Raw genomic sequence first — 16,337 nt, 5'->3', positions numbered from 1 at the left:
TACAAAAGCAAGCTTTTGTAAGTCCGCTCGACTTGCATGTATTAGGCACGCCGCCAGCGTTCATCCTGAGCCAGGATCAAACTCTCCAATAAAGAGTTTGAGCTTATGCTCAAATGTTGACTAGCTTTTGTTGCTTTTTCGTTCTTTGTTAATCCCTATAAGATTAACGTGGACGCTGTTGTTTTGTTTAGTTTTCAAAGATCATTTTCGCTTGTGTAGCTTGTCGCTCCGTGGCGACTTAATTACTATACCATGTTAACCTTTCAAGGTCAACACCTTTTTTAAAACTTCTTTGTTGCCGTGTTGTTTCGAAAAGTAATTTCGTGTTTTGCGGCAACGAATAATAATATACCATCTAACATATTAACCCGTCAACTGTTTTTCTAAAATAATTTTTCCATTCTTAATTCCTTCTATTCTATTAGAGAATTCTATTAATCTATCCTACCTCCCTAGAATGTTGTTTCTTCTATACTATTGTCTTTACCGTTCCCACCACCTACTAAACGTTATTATCGAATTAATCCCCAGAAGTTTTTTCCATCTATATAACCACACATAGAAAACCCCCGCTCCATTAAGGAGCAGGGGTCAGGTTCTAGTAATAGTAATCTATTCAACTAAAAACACAAAATATAAGATGAAGATGAGGAACAGTCCGTACATGACAGGGTGAATCTCTTTTGCTCTACCCTTCATGATCATCGTGATCGGGTAGAAGATGAAGCCTGCCGCAATACCTGTTGCAATACTGTACGATAATGGCATTACGATGATTGTCAGGAATGCCGGTACAGCGATTTCGAAATTGTCCCATTTGATTTTGCCAAGCGCAGATACCATAAGTACACCTACGATGATAAGCGCTGGTGCTGTTACCGGTTCAGTGATGACAGATAACAGTGGGAAGAACCAAAGTGATAGTATGAAAAGTAAAGCTGTAATAATGGATGCGAAACCTGTACGCCCACCAGCTGCCACCCCGGCAGATGATTCAATATATGACGTGGTAGTGGATGTTCCAAGGATTGCCCCTGCTACTGTTGCAGTCGAATCTGCGAATAATGCTTTTCCTGCTCTAGGAAGCTTGTTATCTTTCATTAGTCCAGCCTGATTGGCTACCGCTACAAGCGTACCTGCTGTATCAAAGAAGTCCACAAATAAGAAAGTCAGGATAACAACCAGCATTTCAATAGTAAAGATGTCACCAAGGTGAGCAAAAGCAGCACCGAATGTCGGATCCAGGCTTGGTGGTAGTGCGCTTACGACATTAGCAGGCGTATCGATGAGACCGAACATCATCCCAACCGCTGCAGTAATGACGATACCGAAGAATATCCCGCCTTTGAACCCACGGACCATAAGAACTACTGTCACGATTAATCCAAAGATTGCAAGAAGTGTATTTCCAGCTGTGAGATCACCCAATCCAACTAGAACTGCGTCATCCCCGACAATCACACCTGCATTTTGAAAGCCGATGAAGGTGATGAACAATCCGATACCCGCTCCCACTGCATATTTTAACTCTGCAGGGATGGAGTTGATGATTTTTTCACGTAGACCTGTAAGTGTCAAAGCGATGAAGATTAATCCTGAAACTAATACTCCTGCTAGAGCAGTCTGCCAAGGAATCCCCATTGTAAGAACTACTGTATAACCGAAGAACGCGTTAAGACCCATACCAGGTGCTAGTGCGATAGGATACTTGGCGTATAGTCCCATGACTAAGCAACCAATAGCTGCTGATAATGCCGTCGCTGTGAAGACCGCTCCCTGATCCATTCTTAATGCATCCGGGTAATCCCCTACACTTGCCAAGGAAAGCATAAGCGGATTGACGATCAGGATATAGGCCATTGCAAGGAATGTTGTCAAGCCTGCAATGGATTCTGTTTTATAGCTTGTTCCGAATTTTTCAAACTCAAAGTATTTCTTCATATGAATCCTCCTCGAATGTGTGAAGCAGATGATCGTATAAATAAGAAAAACGCCCCTGGATACCAGGGACGTTGACAGACGAGGATAAGGAAATGCATATAGGCTCTCCATTTAAGAGTAGTCCATACACCATTCCATACACCTCGTAGTCAAGCCGTTTACGGTAGCCTGGTAGAAACTTTTGGGCCATATTCCCAAATTTATACGAGATTTGAACTATATAAGATATGATTTCTGCTCTTATTTTACCAAGCAACCAGCAACACGTCAATACAAAATACGAACATTTTCGACAAGAACTTAATATTTATTCGTTTTTTACAAATAAAAAAGCTGACTGGGTTCAAATCCAGTCAGCTTTTCGATCTATTCCCACTCAATCGTTGCAGGTGGCTTGCTTGTAATGTCATACACGACGCGGTTGATGTGGTCCACTTCGTTTACGATACGTGTAGAGATGATTTCCAGCACATCCCAAGGAATACGCGCCCAGTCAGAAGTCATCCCGTCAATGGAAGTAACGGCACGGATCCCGATTGTATAGTCATAGGTACGCTGATCTCCCATTACCCCTACACTGCGGATATCAGGTAATACCGTGAAATATTGCCAGATGTCACGGTCAAGGCCCGCTTTCTTGATCTCTTCACGTAGAATGTGGTCGGATTCGCGAACGATTTCCAGCTTCTCATCGGAGATTTCTCCAAGAACACGGATACCGAGTCCTGGACCCGGGAATGGTTGGCGCCATACGATCTCATCCGGAATACCCATTTCTGTTCCAAGTGCACGGACCTCATCCTTGAACAATGTGTTCAACGGTTCAATCAACTGGAACTGCATGTCTTCAGGAAGACCGCCTACGTTGTGGTGTGATTTGATTGTTTGTGCAGTTGCCGTACCACTCTCGATAATATCTGTATAGAGTGTTCCTTGTGCCAGATAGTCGATGCCTTCGAGCTTGGACGCTTCATCATCAAATACGTAAATGAATTCGTTCCCGATGATTTTTCGTTTTTGCTCCGGATCGGATACACCTTTTAGTTTATTTAAGAAACGTTCTTTTGCATCAACCTTGATTACATTCATATGGAAGCCTTCGGTAAATGTTTTCATCACTTGTTCCGCTTCATTTTTACGCAATAGACCATGGTCAACGAAAATACACGTTAACTGATCACCGATTGCTTTGTGAATCAGAACCGCCACGACAGAGGAGTCAACGCCACCACTAAGAGCGCATAGTACTTTCTTGTCACCGACGATGTCACGGATTTTTTGCATTTCAATTTCAAAGAAGTTCTCGATCGTCCAGCTGTCTGTGCAGCCACAAACATTGTAGACGAAGTTTCTCAATAGTTCATTCCCGTAAACGGAGTGACGTACCTCAGGATGGAATTGAACACCGTACATTTTTTTCTCTTCATTACTGATGCCGGCAATCGGGCATGATGGACTCGTCAAGTCTGTCACGAAGCCTTCAGGTGCTCCTACTACCAGATCCCCGTGGCTCATCCACACAACCTGCTGATCTGGAAGCTCACTGTATAATGCGGATTGGTTTGTAACAGTAGCAAGCGCTTTGCCGTACTCACGGTGACTGGCTTTTTCCACTACTCCGCCAAAATGCATCGTCATTAATTGCATGCCGTAGCAGATCCCCAGAACAGGAATGCCTAGCTCAAAGATTTCCTCATCACAACGGAAAGAACCTTCTCCGTACACACTGTTCGGTCCACCGGAAAGGATGATTCCTTTCGGGTTCATCTTTTTGATTTCTTCCGCTGTAATCGTATGCGGGTGCAGTTCACTGTAAACACCGAACTCACGGATACGACGAGTTATTAACTGATTATATTGACTACCGAAGTCTAAAACGACGACCATCTGTTGAATACCTTCCAACCCAATTCACCTCATAATAGAATATTTATTTCGGAGCACAGCTTTCCGCTTATTTTGCACGCAAAAAGGAAAGATATGCCTGAAAAACACAAAAAAACCAGAATTTCCCCCTCATATATACATAAGAAGGCAGAATTCTAGTTTACTAGAGGATGAAATCCCCAAAAGAATAAACTGCCTTCATAGTCGGGTAGTTGACGGCAACCCGGTAGAGACTCTCGAACCATATTATCGAGGATATATGAAGCCAATACATATTTGATTTAAGCTTTTTCGCATCCATTGTTGCTTTTGACGCATCCAACGTAAACACGTTACATTATTTGCTTTCGTGCTCTTTTCCCATAAAATAGATTGATTTTCCATTTGAATTTTATGGGGCTAAATGCTGTAAAAAATCCAAAAGCTGATTTTTTACGGACATAGGCAACAAACTTTAAGAAAAGAGCCTTGATTAATAATTTGTCCTTATTCTATCAATGTGTTTCTAGGAGGTCAAGATGATGCCTTTTTAATTAAATTTTCCCATAATTCCACCGATTTCTCCCATTCTTCCCGAGAGGAGTTTCCACGGTACAGCACTCGTTCGTAGTGGGACGTCAGGCTCTGCATATCGCTGCTCCGGTAGAAATTATCGATATACTTAGCGTATTCCCTTAAGGTCTGCCCATCCTCCCGGACTAGTCCGATGGAATGGAATTGCTTCAATAAGGTGTTGTACGCTTTGCCGAAGGCCTGCTCATCTCTGCGACCCTTGTACCGTGCAATATAGAAATAAGGCTTCCATTTGTTTCTTGTGAAGTAGAAAATGCAGAATAATAAAATCGTTGCACCAAGAGTGAGGAGAACCGGTTTCCATGTAAGCTCAAAATCAAAGGTTGTACCTGTACCCTTCGAAGAACTTCCACCTTCATCTATATCCTCTTGGCCAAGTTCCGGTCGTTCCGCATCAGGTCGTTCAGGTGTTTCAGGCAGTTCCGGGGTCTGTTCTTCCCCATTTTCGCCTGCTTCATTGCGGTCTACTGCTTCATACACGAAGCTATATGGATTACTGAAGCCGCTTGTCGGTTCATAGGTTACCCATCCAACCTCCGGATAGTAGACCTCCACCCATGAGTGCGCATTGTTATTGGTTACTTCGAGCACTCTGTTGGCGCTGTTCACAGCTTGGGTGCCCTGGGCTGTTTCCCCTTCTGTGTATCCCTTCACCCATCTTGCAGGAATATCGACTGCACGCAGTAAAGCGATCATGGAAGTGGAGAAGTTGTCGCAATATCCCATCTGTGTTTCAAAAAGGAATTGATCGACATAATCCTGGTCCCCTGTTGGAACCGCTACATTGGTGGTTTCATAAGTAAAATCATTGTTTCTGAAATAGCGCTCGACCGCCTGGACTTTATCATGCCTTGTGGAGTAGGAGTCCGTGATGTCGACAGCAAGCTCTCTTACCCGCTCCGGCAAGCTTTCCGGCAATTGTGTATAGCGCTCGACGAATTCTTCCTCACTTTCCAGTCCTGTTCCCGGGACCGCACTTTTCAATGATTCGATGTAATATCGAGGAAAATGATAGTTGACCTGATATTCTTCCAATCGGATTGCTTCCTCTTCCAAGTCGCTGGTGGTTATCTTTTCTGTGATTGGGTTTATTTCATATAACGCTTCTTCCTCGGCTTCCACTCCGGTAAAACCGAGTGGATAGTTGATATGCGGATAGGTTTTTTCCATCATGATCGTTGCTGTCAAGGGGCTCTTTTCCACCGCTTCGGCAATCCATTCCACAGCGGTGTTCTCTCCGCCTTCAAGCGGTACCGGATCTGCTTCTGTCGCATCCCAGCCCTTACCTGTATAGATATCCTTTGTCTCTACCCGCCAATAGTGCGACTGGGTGACCTCTGCCTGGAATACCACCGTGTCGTCCGGAACGAACGGCCCTCCCAAGCGGGAATCATTTTCCCCATAGCCTATTTTTTTGACTCCGCCTGATCCGTTGCCGCTATCTTTATTGAAAGATGTAAGGAACGGTACCGGGTCCGGCCAGATTGGAGCGGCTTTAGGGGACAAGTATCCGACTGTTGCAGATAGCAGAACAAAAGCGGTAAGGGGAATTCCCCATGCCAGCAGCATTTTACCTGATTTATAGATTCCCTCTTTCTCCTTCAGGCGCTCCATATGGACAAATCCGACGATGAGCAAGCCGACAATCATCAGGCGAACAATCGCCGTGTTCCCCTCGTACACCGTAAAGGTATCGAGGATGGCCACATAGGTGACCGTGAAAACGACAAACAGGAGCATCTGCTTGCGATACAGAATCCAATAAATCACCAGATAGCTTACAAGCCATAATAAAATGAATAGGAGAAGGCTTCGAAACAGGCCGGTCATGGAAGTCCACTCACCTGCCCATATGATATCGAAGTTAAAGGTCAGATCCTGCCATAAAAAGGAGAGCCATTCCCTGCTCAGGAACACGCCATCCATGTACAGGATGTGAAGAAAATACATCATAAACCCCATCTGCACGATGATGCTCAAAATGGGAATGATCTGTAAAAAGGACAGGGCAAACGCCACCGTCAGGAACACGATGAAAACATAGAGATTGGCGGTGTCTGTCACTTCCTCCAATGGGAGCACCCACTCAAGCAGCAGGATGAAACCAAATACATGCATAAGGAAGGCATACAAGTTTCGTTGATACGGATTGGCTGTGGCCACGCTTAACTCACCTCACTTATCGTCTCGGTTGAATGACCAGCGTTACTGACCTTCACTTGAATATTTCTTCGTTTTAAGAGATTCATATACGAATGCTCTTCCTTCGACAACCTTGCCCCTTCATCCTTGGTGATGACCACCTGCAGATGAATGTGGCGGTGCGATAATTTTTCAAGGCTTTCCACCGTTTCTTTTACCAATTTACCTGTGAGGAAAAGAAAGGTCACCGTCGGCTGGAACTTTCCAATCTCCATTTCTATCACCTTAGCGAAGCTGCGTTTGCTGTTGGGTTGCACCTTTGCCAGGTGATAGTAAATTTGCGAAAACTGCTCCTCCCCGCTGCGTAAAGGGAACACCGAATGATCTTCTCCGACGGATACTAGTCCGATCTGGGACCCATATTTCAATACCGCCTTTGTCAGAGTGGCGGTATAACTGACTGCCGCTTCAAAGGACGAGGACTGGGAGCGATCCAGCAGGAGCACCACATCATGGCTTTGCTGCTGTTCAAACTCCTTTGTCATAATGTCATTCTTTCTGGCTGTCGCCTTCCAATCTATCCAGGAAAAGCGGTCGCCCGGCTGGTATTCCCGGACCCCCACTGTCATCGAGGTATCGCGGATCAATCTCATATTGGAAGAAGTGGAGCCTTGATCAAATTTGTTTTCATTCTGCTTGTAGACCATTTCCGAATAGTGTGGATAGACCAGGAATTTCCGTTTCATTTCGATCAGTCTTTCCTTTTCCATCAACCCAAGAAAATCCCCGGTCTTGAAGCGTATGCCCGATAAAGTGTGTTCCCCGCGGGGAATGCGGTCCAGTGCATACTGAAACGAGATCGTGTTTTTGAACCAAGGGAATATGATTCTTTTCGCCTGCTTGGTTTGCTGGCTGAACAGGAGATTGCTTGGAAGCACTTCCTCCACCAATAGATAGGTGAGCGGAAAAGGAATGGTCCGCTTTAACGTAATGGTTCCGATCAGCCTGTCCCCTGCCTTGTACTGCTCCTGATTCAAGCTTCTCTCCACCTTGAAATCACCAAGTGGATAAAGCAGCACCAATAAGGAGAAGAGGGCAAAGGGCAAAAAGCTGAAAAATAGGAACCAGCTGACAAAGCCCCCCTGGAACATGGCATAAACAAACGTGATAATGACCAGAAATAGGAAGGAAATTAATTTTGAAACCTTCTTGGCTTTTTGAAAAAATAGTTTCATTAGCGGCTCATCGACCTTTGTACAGGAATCGGGGTACGATCGATCACTTTTCTGACTACCTGCTCCGCTGTCATTCCTTCAAATTTCGCTTCCGATTTCAGGATAATACGGTGTGGCAGTACGTATTTAGCCAAATATTGCACATCATCCGGCAGGACATAATCCCTGCCATGGATAAAGGCATAAGCCTGCGCAGCTTTCATGAGCGCAACGGAACCACGCGGGCTCGCACCAAGATAAACTGATTGATGGGTTCTTGTTCGATTCACAAGGTCAACGATATACTCCTTTACCGTTACATCCACGTGTACCTCTTTTACCTGCTTCTGCATTTCCTGGAGTTCTTCCAATGTGATCACAGATTGCAGTTCATTGATTGGCTGGCGCTTTTCTGTGGTATGTAAAATCTGCACCTCTTCTTCCGGAGTCGGGTAGCCCATATTCATCTTAAAGAGAAAACGGTCCAATTGCGCTTCCGGAAGAGGATATGTTCCTTCATATTCAATCGGGTTCTGGGTTGCCATGACAAAGAATGGACTGCCCAATGAGAGCGTATTGCCATCAACCGTCACACTTGCTTCCTCCATCCCCTCGAGCAGGGCTGCTTGTGTTTTCGGTGAGGTCCGGTTGATCTCATCCGCCAATACGATATTCCCCATTATCGGGCCAGGGCGGAACTCAAAGCGCAGTTCCTTCGGGTTGTAGATGGAACTCCCCGTAACATCCGATGGCAAAAGGTCCGGAGTAAATTGAATACGTTTGAATTCCGCGCCAACAGATTTTGCCAACGAGCGAACCATCAGTGTTTTTCCGACACCAGGCACATCCTCCAACAGAACGTGACCTCCTGCCAAAAGTGCTACTATGCTTAATTCTGCCACATGCTCTTTACCAATCATGACGTTTCCGATATTATCCAAGATGCGTTTGACTTGTAACTGAGAAGTTTCCATTGACTATGTACCCCCTAGAGAATCTATGTTTCTAGCATTTTTCCATAAAGACACTTAACCTTCATACTATTCGCCTGACACTGGCGAAATTCCTTTTTTAGGTAATGAATATAATTTTGCAATATTCCCTATTTATAGAATAACAAAAAAAATAGATGAATAGGTAGTAATCACTCTTTTAAAAAAGGTTTCCAAACTTTTGTGTAGAATACTACAAAGAATGTATTTACATGTGCGGTTAGTGTTCATTAATAAAGAGGTAGATACTGGGAGATAAGCGTTATTGGTGGGATTGTTTCCTTATTTGCGTTATACTCTACTTTAGATGTTTCTTTATTTTTGGAAAAATTAACCCTGTTTGATAGAAAAATTATAAGGAATAAAGATATGATGCTTTGTTCTTAGAGGAATGACATGATGGGGATAAAGAAAAGCCAGCTGGAATTAGCAAGCAGTATCGGAAGAATTTTAAGGGATCACTTCGGAAAAGGTCCGGAATCCATTTTTGTAACCATTTCGAGGCCGTATATTACCATTTATTTGCGTAATTTTTTGACTCCCATGGAACAAGCATTAATAAATGAAAAGCATGAATTGACTGTCGAAGAGACACGGGATAAGCTCATGCAAAGACTGGCGCCTGAATTGAAAGAACTTATAAAAAATGTGTCCGGTATGGAGATAAACGAATTCTATTATGATTGGACATTAGCAAATGCTTCAGGCATATTCGTAGGGATCGGCCCGGAAGATGCATTTCCACCTGATTATTCCTACCCGGAGAGCATCAAAGTGGAATTGGAAGTCTCCAATGTAAGCAAAATTGCCGAAAAAGCACCAAATCAAATTTTTTCCCATCAATTAAACTCTCGAACTCTTATCGTTATCCGAAAAGGGATACTGGTTGAAATCGAGAAGATGCTCATTGAGCTGGGTTTTGAAGAACCATTGACAATTTCAAAAAGAAAGCTTGAAAAAGTTCTTCTCTATAAAAGAAAAGAACTGTTCGAAGAGTATCTAGATGTACAAATTGACGACATATTTGTAAACTGGGATTTCAACCTGGACAAAAGTACCATCGTATTTATTTTAAATCCTAACAATAGGCAGTAATGATCTAGGCATGGAACTAGACATAAGCCAAAGAGAAGGTGGAAACCGACCTTCTCTTTGGCCTTTTTTTATTAGCAAATGATTTCGCATATATTGTTGCATTTGACGTATTCAACGTAAACACGTAACATTACTTGCTTTCGTGCTCTTTTCCCGTGTATTAGGTTAATTTACTTTTAATAATACAGGGGAATATGCTATAAAAAATCCAAATGCCGATTTTTTACGTCATAAGCAACAAACTTTACGAAAAGAGCATTATTAGCTGATATTGCTTATAGGCAAAGAAAATTTTAGGTCTCACCCTTGGAGGGTTGTAGAATGACTGTAAAGCACCAGCTGAAAATCAAAGATGAGAAAGATATCATTATAGTAAGAAAAATTGGCCGTGAGGTTGCAACAAGCCTTGGCTTCAATCATATCGATCAGGCCAGAATCACTACCGCCATATCGGAACTGGCCAGAAATGTCGTGAAGTATGCAGGGAATGGCACCATCTCCATTGAGATAATCCATAAGCTTGTTCCCGGTCTGCAGGTTGTCGTGTGTGACGACGGACCAGGCATCGTGAACATCAAAAAGGCCATGGAGGATGGGTATACCACTTCCGACGGTTTAGGAGCCGGACTCCCAGGAGTAAAAAGGCTGATGGATGAATTTTTGATTGATAGCCAAGTGGACAACGGCACACAAATACGAGTAGTCAAATGGTTGAGAAATTGACTGCTCTTCTGGTAGGTAAAATGTCCTCTTTCTTATCCTTTACCCCTTACTCCTTTTCCTAAACAAATCTCGCAAACTCTTTTCCAATGAATTAATCCACTTACCATCCATAAAGCCTGGACCCAGATGTGGATTCGGGCTTTTTTACTGTCCCATTATCCATCATATACTAAATAATATCTACTTCAATCAGCGAGGAGACCAATGAAGAGCCGATTGATGATGAAAAAGCCGAAGATGAGACGGCTGCAAAGGAAGATCAGTCCGTTGCAAGCGAGTCCGCTTCGGGTACTGACGGCGATTCGGGGGAAGTTAGTGATGGGGCCACAATAACCGTCCTTCCAGTTATACTCCTAAAACATTTAAATTATATAATATGCAAAAAAGGTCTTTCACCAGCTAGTGTTAACTGATGAAAGACCTTTTTTATTTAATCTATTACGCTATTCACCGAGAAGGAACGTAATGTAAGTTAATGTGGTAAATAAAAATGAATTAGGTTGTAGAAATAACAAAAGAGGTTAATGCTCCAAAAGCGAGTAGAAGAAGTAGAATGTCTTTGAAATAGTTTACTTTAATAAAATATATTCCCCCAAAAAATCAGGATATTTTCGGGAAACTTATTACATTATCTTTTAGTTAACTTTAACAAAAGCTTTTAATTTGATTTTCTGTAATCCCTTTAATTAATCTTAGTTCACTAATTAAAAATTCATTTGCGTTATTCAGCATTCTTTTTTCGCTTGAATTAAGTGCTTTCTCCTTCTTCATACGCAGTAGATCACGTACAACTTCGGCACCTTCTTGTATTTTACCTGTTTTGATTTTTTCCGTGTTCAATTTAAATCTTTGTTTCCACGGCAGTAAACTATCTGATTCTCCATGCTGAAAAATGTGCATGATGTGTTTCAATGCAATGATGTCAGTAACAGGGCGTATACTTGAACTCAATATTTTACCAGTAGGGATCATGACTTGCATATTACTGATTAACATGCTTATAACATAATATTGTTGTTTTTCCCCTGAAATATCCTTTTCTTCTATGTCTTTAATTATACCTACTCCGTGCATTGGATAAACAATGTTATCGCCAATTTCAAACAAATAATCCACCTCCATATTTGGTAACCTTATTAACCATAACACATATATTGTTTTTTAACAAAATTTTAATAATATCATAAAATTATTTTTATCGTCAACTACTTTACCTAAAAAATTAGAAAAAGTAGTAGAAACTAAGTAAAATTACCAATAAAGGGAAAATAATAGAATGGGATCCTTCCATTTCTGCTTTAGTTAAATATCAACAATTTGCAATTTCTTCCGCTTCCTGATATGATTAAGAGAATTATTTTTGTTCGGTGTAAAGGATAGTATGAATATCAATTTTTCAGCTTGATCCTACTTTGGCCAAGGATAGTAATACAATGTGTGGCAACGCACTAGGAGGCAACAAAAATGGAACAAGGTACAGTAAAATGGTTTAATGCAGAAAAAGGTTTTGGATTTATCGAACGTGAAAATGGAGACGATGTATTCGTACACTTCTCCGCAATTCAAAGTGATGGCTTCAAATCTTTAGACGAAGGTCAAAAAGTAACGTTTGACGTTGAGCAAGGTGCTCGTGGAGCTCAAGCTTCTAACGTTCAAAAAGCTTCTTAATCTTAAATCGTTTATACAAACAGGCCCTTTTTCTAGGGCCTGTTTTTTTATGTTTTCTAAGTAATACTCAATAAAAAGTTCGCACTTTCTTTCCCCAATACTCATCCACTCCCTTTTTGCCGGCCATGAAGAATCACCAGGAGAAACAATTGAAATCGATGAAAAACTAGTCAAAGAATATTTTGGCTCCGCTTCCGAATTCCAAAAAGGCAAAAAGAAGAACGTAGAAGGCAAAAATGTTCATCGAGCATAAAGGTTCCTTACAGGATACTTTAACCGAGATGAAACAAGACCTTCAATCTTCTATTTCCTATGCTGGAGGAACCACTCTAGACTCCATTCGTCACGTAGATTATGTGATTGTGAACTCTATTTTTAATGAGGATAAGGTGTATTAAGGTTTAGAGAGAATTAGAGGGTCAAACATGACAGCGTATTTAATCGAGAGTGATTAAATATGCTGTTTTTTTCTTGTCCATCGGACTTTTCCCCTAAGAACATTTATACTACTTGATGCGAAAAGGGTCTTTCACTGGGAGATGAAAGACCCTTTATCATGCTAGTGATTATTGAAGTGTTTTCCTTAAGGTACTTCCAAAAGCTAAGCCTCTATCTACACCAAAAGACCGAGCGAAGACCATTCTAACTTCCAATTCCTTCTTTCAGTGAATCTTATACACTAATAGTAAAGGGAGGAGATGTAATTATGAAAATAATAAAAGTTACGTTAGAGACCACTTGTTTAGAAGAGATGAAAATATTTTACCATGAGGTTATGGAACTTCCTCTATTGGAGGATTTTGAGGACTACTTTACAGTCAGGGCCGGAAGTACAAGACTCACATTTATTCATTCGGAGAAAAAGCCCTTTTATCATGCTGCGTTTCGAACAGATATGGAACACTTTCACTATATGTATCGAAAATTAGAGAAGCTTGGTGTTTTGTTAGAAAATGAGCAAGGAGAAACAAGTATGTTCTGGAAAGGAAAGCAGCTATATTTCCATGATCCCGAAGGAAACATTATGGAAATTTTAGAAAGGCCAAATCCCGCGACAAATCCGTTGATAGGCTTTTATGATATCGGCGAAATCGGCTTACCCGCACCCGACCTTAGTGAAATGGATCAATTTCTATCACCATTACCTAACGAATTTCCATCTATTAATTCCACCTTTAGATTTTTCGGTGGAAACGGAGGTGTATTTGTTCTAGCCAAAACCGGCCGCTCGTGGTACCCCACTCAAAAAAGCGCCTATATCAGCCCTGTAACAGTTGAAGTTGCAAGCGAAGTTGCATCCGAACAGCAATTATATCACCCAACCTTTCCATACAAGATAAAGGTGAAGGCTCTAGATTTGGGAACATGGATTTAAGTAACTATTAATTTCCACCTTCCCTATACTCCATTCTTATTTCTGTGGGTGTACGATTTGTATGTTTTTTAAATGACCGTGCAAAATGTTGTGACGTTTTAACTCCTGATTGATAAGCAATTTCACTAACCGTTAATCCTGTATTCCTAAGTAAATCAATTCCTCTATCAATTCTCTTTTCCCATAATCCACAGGCTTGCCATTTAAAGAGATAAAGCATTTCATTGATTGGTGTTCTGATGGAGATTCCACCTTGCAACAAAGATATGACATGTTTATGGAAAGAAAAGCTAGCGTGGAAGCGCAAATGGAAGAACCGAAAAAAACAATGCAACTCATTGAGCATAAATGCTGGTACTACGAGACCGCATTGGGAGCTGACTTCTCGAGAGCTGTGACTCGCATGGAGTCTAGAACCTGGGGGACGGTTCTCCTGCCTCATTCGTTACCCGAATGAACCGCCAGAACCGTTCCCCTGCCTCCCTAAAACTTAAACAACTCCGCAAGCTTCACCAAATCTTTTTTCAGTTGTGCAACTTCCTCTTCGTCCATGTCTTTCATTTGTATATCAGGATAGAGATAATAAACCGTGTCTTTGGTAACTAGCTTTAGATCAACCCCACCGTAGTCACGATTGGAATGTGTCAGCACCGCACGTTCCTTACCGACCTGTATTTCGACTGCTTCATAGGAAGTGGAAGGGTATTTTTCATGTGGTAAGAAAGATTTCATCATTTCTTCAATGGACAATTCATTCTTCTGGGTGTGTATTTGAATCAACGTATTCTGTTCGTTCAATCTGTATGTATATGCAGCACTCAAATATAAATATGGCCCATCACTATACTCTGAAATGTAATAATCGATACTCGGCTCACCGATAATGCGGTCGATATGGTGTTGCGCATCTAAAGGGAATACAAGCTGTTCTTTTTCAAGCTCATATACACTCTTCTCTTTCTCTGCCGCTGTATTGCTAAAAGGATGATTTGCTTCAAGGTAAATGGGAACTCCGCCGAGAAGGAAAAATAATGCTGCGGCAGCTATCCATCGTTTCATCGTTCCTTTTTTTCTTAGCTTCTGAATGTCAGAGTGTACTCGCTTCCTAACCAAGTTCGAACGATCCATGCTCCATTCCATATCAAATTCCAACCTCTGGAGTGACTGATCTAATGCGTTCTTATTCTTTTGCCCATTTCTCACCATCATTTCCCTCCTCATCCTTCCATTCCTTTGACAAAGCTTGAATCGCACGCAACAATGTAGACTTCACTTTACTTTCCGACCAATCCAAGATATGAGCAGTTTCTATTATGGAGAACCCTTTTATCTTCCTTAAGATGATTACCTGCTTGTAAGAATCCTTCAATTTGTTCAAAGCATAATAAAGCTCATGAGAATTTTCCTTAAGAATTAAAATATCCTCCGTTGACACAGCTTGTTCCTTTTTCATAAAAACATTGGCAAATACCCTTTGTGGCTTCTTCTTTCTTAGGTAATCTATTGTTGTATTATGGGCAATCTTGAATAGCCAGGTTTTTGGTGAAGAATTTCGTTTAAACGAATGATGATGCTGATACGCCCTCACAAATGTATCCTGAGTTAAGTCCTCCGCTTCCTGAGCGTCTTTTACCATGAACAAAATATATTTATAGATAGTCTGATGGTACTGAACATACCACTGATCGATTTCGTTTTCTTTGGACAAGCTTAGAGAAACCTCCTTTCTGCTTAAAAATAATCTATGTTTAGACGGTTGAACTCTATAAAAGTTGCACTATTATAAAAATTATTCTGATAGACTGTTAAGCCGATTCCAAACAAAAAAGATGGCACGATCTCCATCTCCCTTATCTAACCTATTCTATTTCTTCGATTTCTATCTCAACTTTATACTCTTCTGCAAATTCTGAGAACTAGGCTAAATGCTCATTAAAAATGGCAACATGTTCTTCGTAAAGAGCGTCTCCTTCAACCATTAGACTTTCATCCCCAAGCTTATATCCTTCTGCATAGAGTAAATAGGCTTCCAACAGCTTCTAGTGCGCCTCGATTAACTTATCATGCGCTGGTTGCAACGGAGCCCATGTAATTTCAACTCCTTCTGTATCTTCTACTACTTTTTCCAGAGAAGGGATAGTCCTCTGGACCAAAAAAGAATAAGCACGTTCTAAATCCTCTTCTTCAAATCAGATTCAACTGCCTCTCGCTCCACTATTACACCAGCTTCGATGATGGATTGGTGCCATCAAGATAGGCAAAAATTTCTTCCTCCGCCTCAAATTGCTCATTTATTTTATCCAACACTTCGCTACAAGCAGTTAACACACTTCCTACTACTAATAAACCGTACACTAACAATTTCCTTCTTTTCTCATATTAGCAAAAGGCGTGAAGAAGATATATACTTTTATTCTTATTCAGGGTAACAAGAACACATATGCCGACCTATAAGAATTATTAGCAAAAAAGACATACTAAAGTTATAATATCAAGAATCACAATAAAAAAATCCATGAAATACGAACATTCATTGTTTACACAACAAAAAAGTTCGTTTATAATCAAACTTGTGTTGATATAAATTATATAGTTTCATTCGTATATTCTTAGAGATATGGTCTAAGAGTTTCTACTAGGAGCCGTAAAATCCTAACTACGAATGGGTGGATCACTCTACCCATTTTTAGTCCGGATTTTTTTGTTGCGTTAAGATTTTGTCGAACA

At 41.3% G+C, this 16,337-nt stretch carries 14 protein-coding genes, 1 rRNA gene, 2 pseudogenes and 3 riboswitches; of the genes and pseudogenes, 6 read left to right on the top strand and 11 right to left on the bottom strand.

Going from position 1 to position 16,337, the window contains the following annotated elements; all coding sequences use genetic code 11:
• The 6 genes from ACQCT5_RS21250 to ACQCT5_RS21225 all read right to left on the bottom strand — a co-directional run.
• Nucleotides 1–92: ribosomal RNA gene (locus tag ACQCT5_RS21250) — 16S ribosomal RNA — on the bottom strand; the annotation flags it as partial.
• Between the two features lie 520 nt (nucleotides 93–612).
• Nucleotides 613–1,941 (bottom strand): NCS2 family permease, encoded by a 1,329-nt coding sequence (locus tag ACQCT5_RS21245; protein WP_499644906.1) that lies wholly within the window; start codon nucleotides 1,939–1,941, stop codon nucleotides 613–615.
• A gap of 126 nt (nucleotides 1,942–2,067) precedes the next feature.
• Nucleotides 2,068–2,169: riboswitch (purine riboswitch) on the bottom strand.
• 138 nt (nucleotides 2,170–2,307) lie between these two features.
• Nucleotides 2,308–3,828 carry a glutamine-hydrolyzing GMP synthase gene (guaA, locus tag ACQCT5_RS21240; protein WP_499644915.1) on the bottom strand — a complete coding sequence of 507 codons (1,521 nt, stop codon included), beginning with the start codon at nucleotides 3,826–3,828 and terminating at the stop codon, nucleotides 2,308–2,310.
• A gap of 181 nt (nucleotides 3,829–4,009) precedes the next feature.
• A riboswitch (purine riboswitch) is annotated at nucleotides 4,010–4,111 on the bottom strand.
• Between the two features lie 230 nt (nucleotides 4,112–4,341).
• Nucleotides 4,342–6,564, bottom strand: coding sequence for a transglutaminase TgpA family protein (locus ACQCT5_RS21235; protein ID WP_499644904.1), 2,223 nt, complete (start codon nucleotides 6,562–6,564; stop codon nucleotides 4,342–4,344).
• A gap of 2 nt (nucleotides 6,565–6,566) precedes the next feature.
• Nucleotides 6,567–7,778, bottom strand: a complete 1,212-nt coding sequence (locus ACQCT5_RS21230; protein WP_499644903.1) for a DUF58 domain-containing protein — start codon at nucleotides 7,776–7,778, stop codon at nucleotides 6,567–6,569.
• Entirely contained in the window at nucleotides 7,778–8,731 is a 954-nt protein-coding gene (locus ACQCT5_RS21225; protein WP_499644902.1) for an AAA family ATPase, read from the bottom strand. The genes ACQCT5_RS21230 and ACQCT5_RS21225 overlap by 1 nt, the downstream gene beginning before the upstream one ends.
• 414 nt (nucleotides 8,732–9,145) lie before the next feature.
• Between ACQCT5_RS21225 and ACQCT5_RS21220 the strand changes: the two genes are divergently transcribed.
• Together ACQCT5_RS21220 and ACQCT5_RS21215 are read left to right on the top strand one after the other, a co-directional pair.
• A complete protein-coding gene (locus tag ACQCT5_RS21220) occupies nucleotides 9,146–9,844 on the top strand; it encodes a Na-translocating system protein MpsC family protein (protein WP_499644898.1) in 699 nt (232 codons plus the stop codon).
• A gap of 321 nt (nucleotides 9,845–10,165) precedes the next feature.
• Nucleotides 10,166–10,567: an anti-sigma regulatory factor gene (locus ACQCT5_RS21215; RefSeq protein ID WP_499644896.1), complete on the top strand. Its 402-nt coding sequence runs from the start codon at nucleotides 10,166–10,168 to the stop codon at nucleotides 10,565–10,567.
• 645 nt (nucleotides 10,568–11,212) lie between these two features.
• On the opposite strand, the gene ACQCT5_RS21210 is transcribed toward ACQCT5_RS21215, so the two are convergent.
• The gene (locus ACQCT5_RS21210; RefSeq protein ID WP_499644894.1) at nucleotides 11,213–11,689 is read right to left on the bottom strand and encodes a CarD family transcriptional regulator; all 477 of its coding nucleotides are present in this window, start codon (nucleotides 11,687–11,689) and stop codon (nucleotides 11,213–11,215) included.
• A gap of 342 nt (nucleotides 11,690–12,031) precedes the next feature.
• Here ACQCT5_RS21210 and cspC point away from each other — a divergent pair, with 342 nt between their 5' ends.
• The 3 genes and pseudogenes from cspC to ACQCT5_RS21195 all read left to right on the top strand — a co-directional run bounded on the left by cspC (nucleotide 12,032) and on the right by ACQCT5_RS21195 (nucleotide 13,610).
• Nucleotides 12,032–12,235, top strand: coding sequence for a cold shock protein CspC (cspC, locus tag ACQCT5_RS21205; protein WP_047972459.1), 204 nt, complete (start codon nucleotides 12,032–12,034; stop codon nucleotides 12,233–12,235).
• Between the two features lie 97 nt (nucleotides 12,236–12,332).
• Nucleotides 12,333–12,633 (top strand): annotated as a pseudogene (locus ACQCT5_RS21200) (IMP dehydrogenase); the annotation flags it as partial.
• Nucleotides 12,634–12,941: 308 nt separating this feature from the next.
• Entirely contained in the window at nucleotides 12,942–13,610 is a 669-nt protein-coding gene (locus tag ACQCT5_RS21195; RefSeq protein WP_499644891.1) for a VOC family protein, read from the top strand.
• A 7-nt stretch (nucleotides 13,611–13,617) separates the two neighbouring features.
• On the opposite strand, the gene ACQCT5_RS21190 is transcribed toward ACQCT5_RS21195, so the two are convergent.
• Complete coding sequence (locus ACQCT5_RS21190) at nucleotides 13,618–13,830, bottom strand: helix-turn-helix domain-containing protein (RefSeq protein WP_499644913.1); 213 nt, start codon at nucleotides 13,828–13,830, stop codon at nucleotides 13,618–13,620.
• On the opposite strand from ACQCT5_RS21190, the pseudogene ACQCT5_RS21185 reads away from it, so the two are divergent.
• Nucleotides 13,798–14,067, top strand: a pseudogene (locus ACQCT5_RS21185) (MerR family transcriptional regulator); the annotation flags it as partial. The gene ACQCT5_RS21190 and the pseudogene ACQCT5_RS21185 sit on opposite strands and share 33 nt — an antisense overlap.
• Nucleotides 14,068–14,093: 26 nt before the next feature.
• Here the strand turns inward: ACQCT5_RS21185 and ACQCT5_RS21180 are convergent.
• The 3 genes from ACQCT5_RS21180 to ACQCT5_RS21170 form a co-directional block, all read right to left on the bottom strand.
• A complete protein-coding gene (locus ACQCT5_RS21180) occupies nucleotides 14,094–14,819 on the bottom strand; it encodes a hypothetical protein (protein WP_499644889.1) in 726 nt (241 codons plus the stop codon).
• Nucleotides 14,791–15,318: an RNA polymerase sigma factor gene (locus ACQCT5_RS21175; RefSeq protein WP_499644887.1), complete on the bottom strand. Its 528-nt coding sequence runs from the start codon at nucleotides 15,316–15,318 to the stop codon at nucleotides 14,791–14,793. The genes ACQCT5_RS21180 and ACQCT5_RS21175 overlap by 29 nt, the downstream gene beginning before the upstream one ends.
• A gap of 509 nt (nucleotides 15,319–15,827) precedes the next feature.
• Nucleotides 15,828–15,965 carry a hypothetical protein gene (locus ACQCT5_RS21170; protein WP_499644885.1) on the bottom strand — a complete coding sequence of 46 codons (138 nt, stop codon included), beginning with the start codon at nucleotides 15,963–15,965 and terminating at the stop codon, nucleotides 15,828–15,830.
• Nucleotides 15,966–16,189: 224 nt separating this feature from the next.
• Nucleotides 16,190–16,289, top strand: a riboswitch (purine riboswitch).
• Nucleotides 16,290–16,337 lie beyond the last annotated feature (48 nt).

Source organism: Sutcliffiella halmapala, from assembly GCF_050107295.1.
GTDB classification, from domain to species: Bacteria; Bacillota; Bacilli; order Bacillales; family Bacillaceae_I; genus Sutcliffiella_A; species Sutcliffiella_A halmapala_A.
This window is presented reverse-complemented; position numbering and strand designations above follow the sequence as displayed.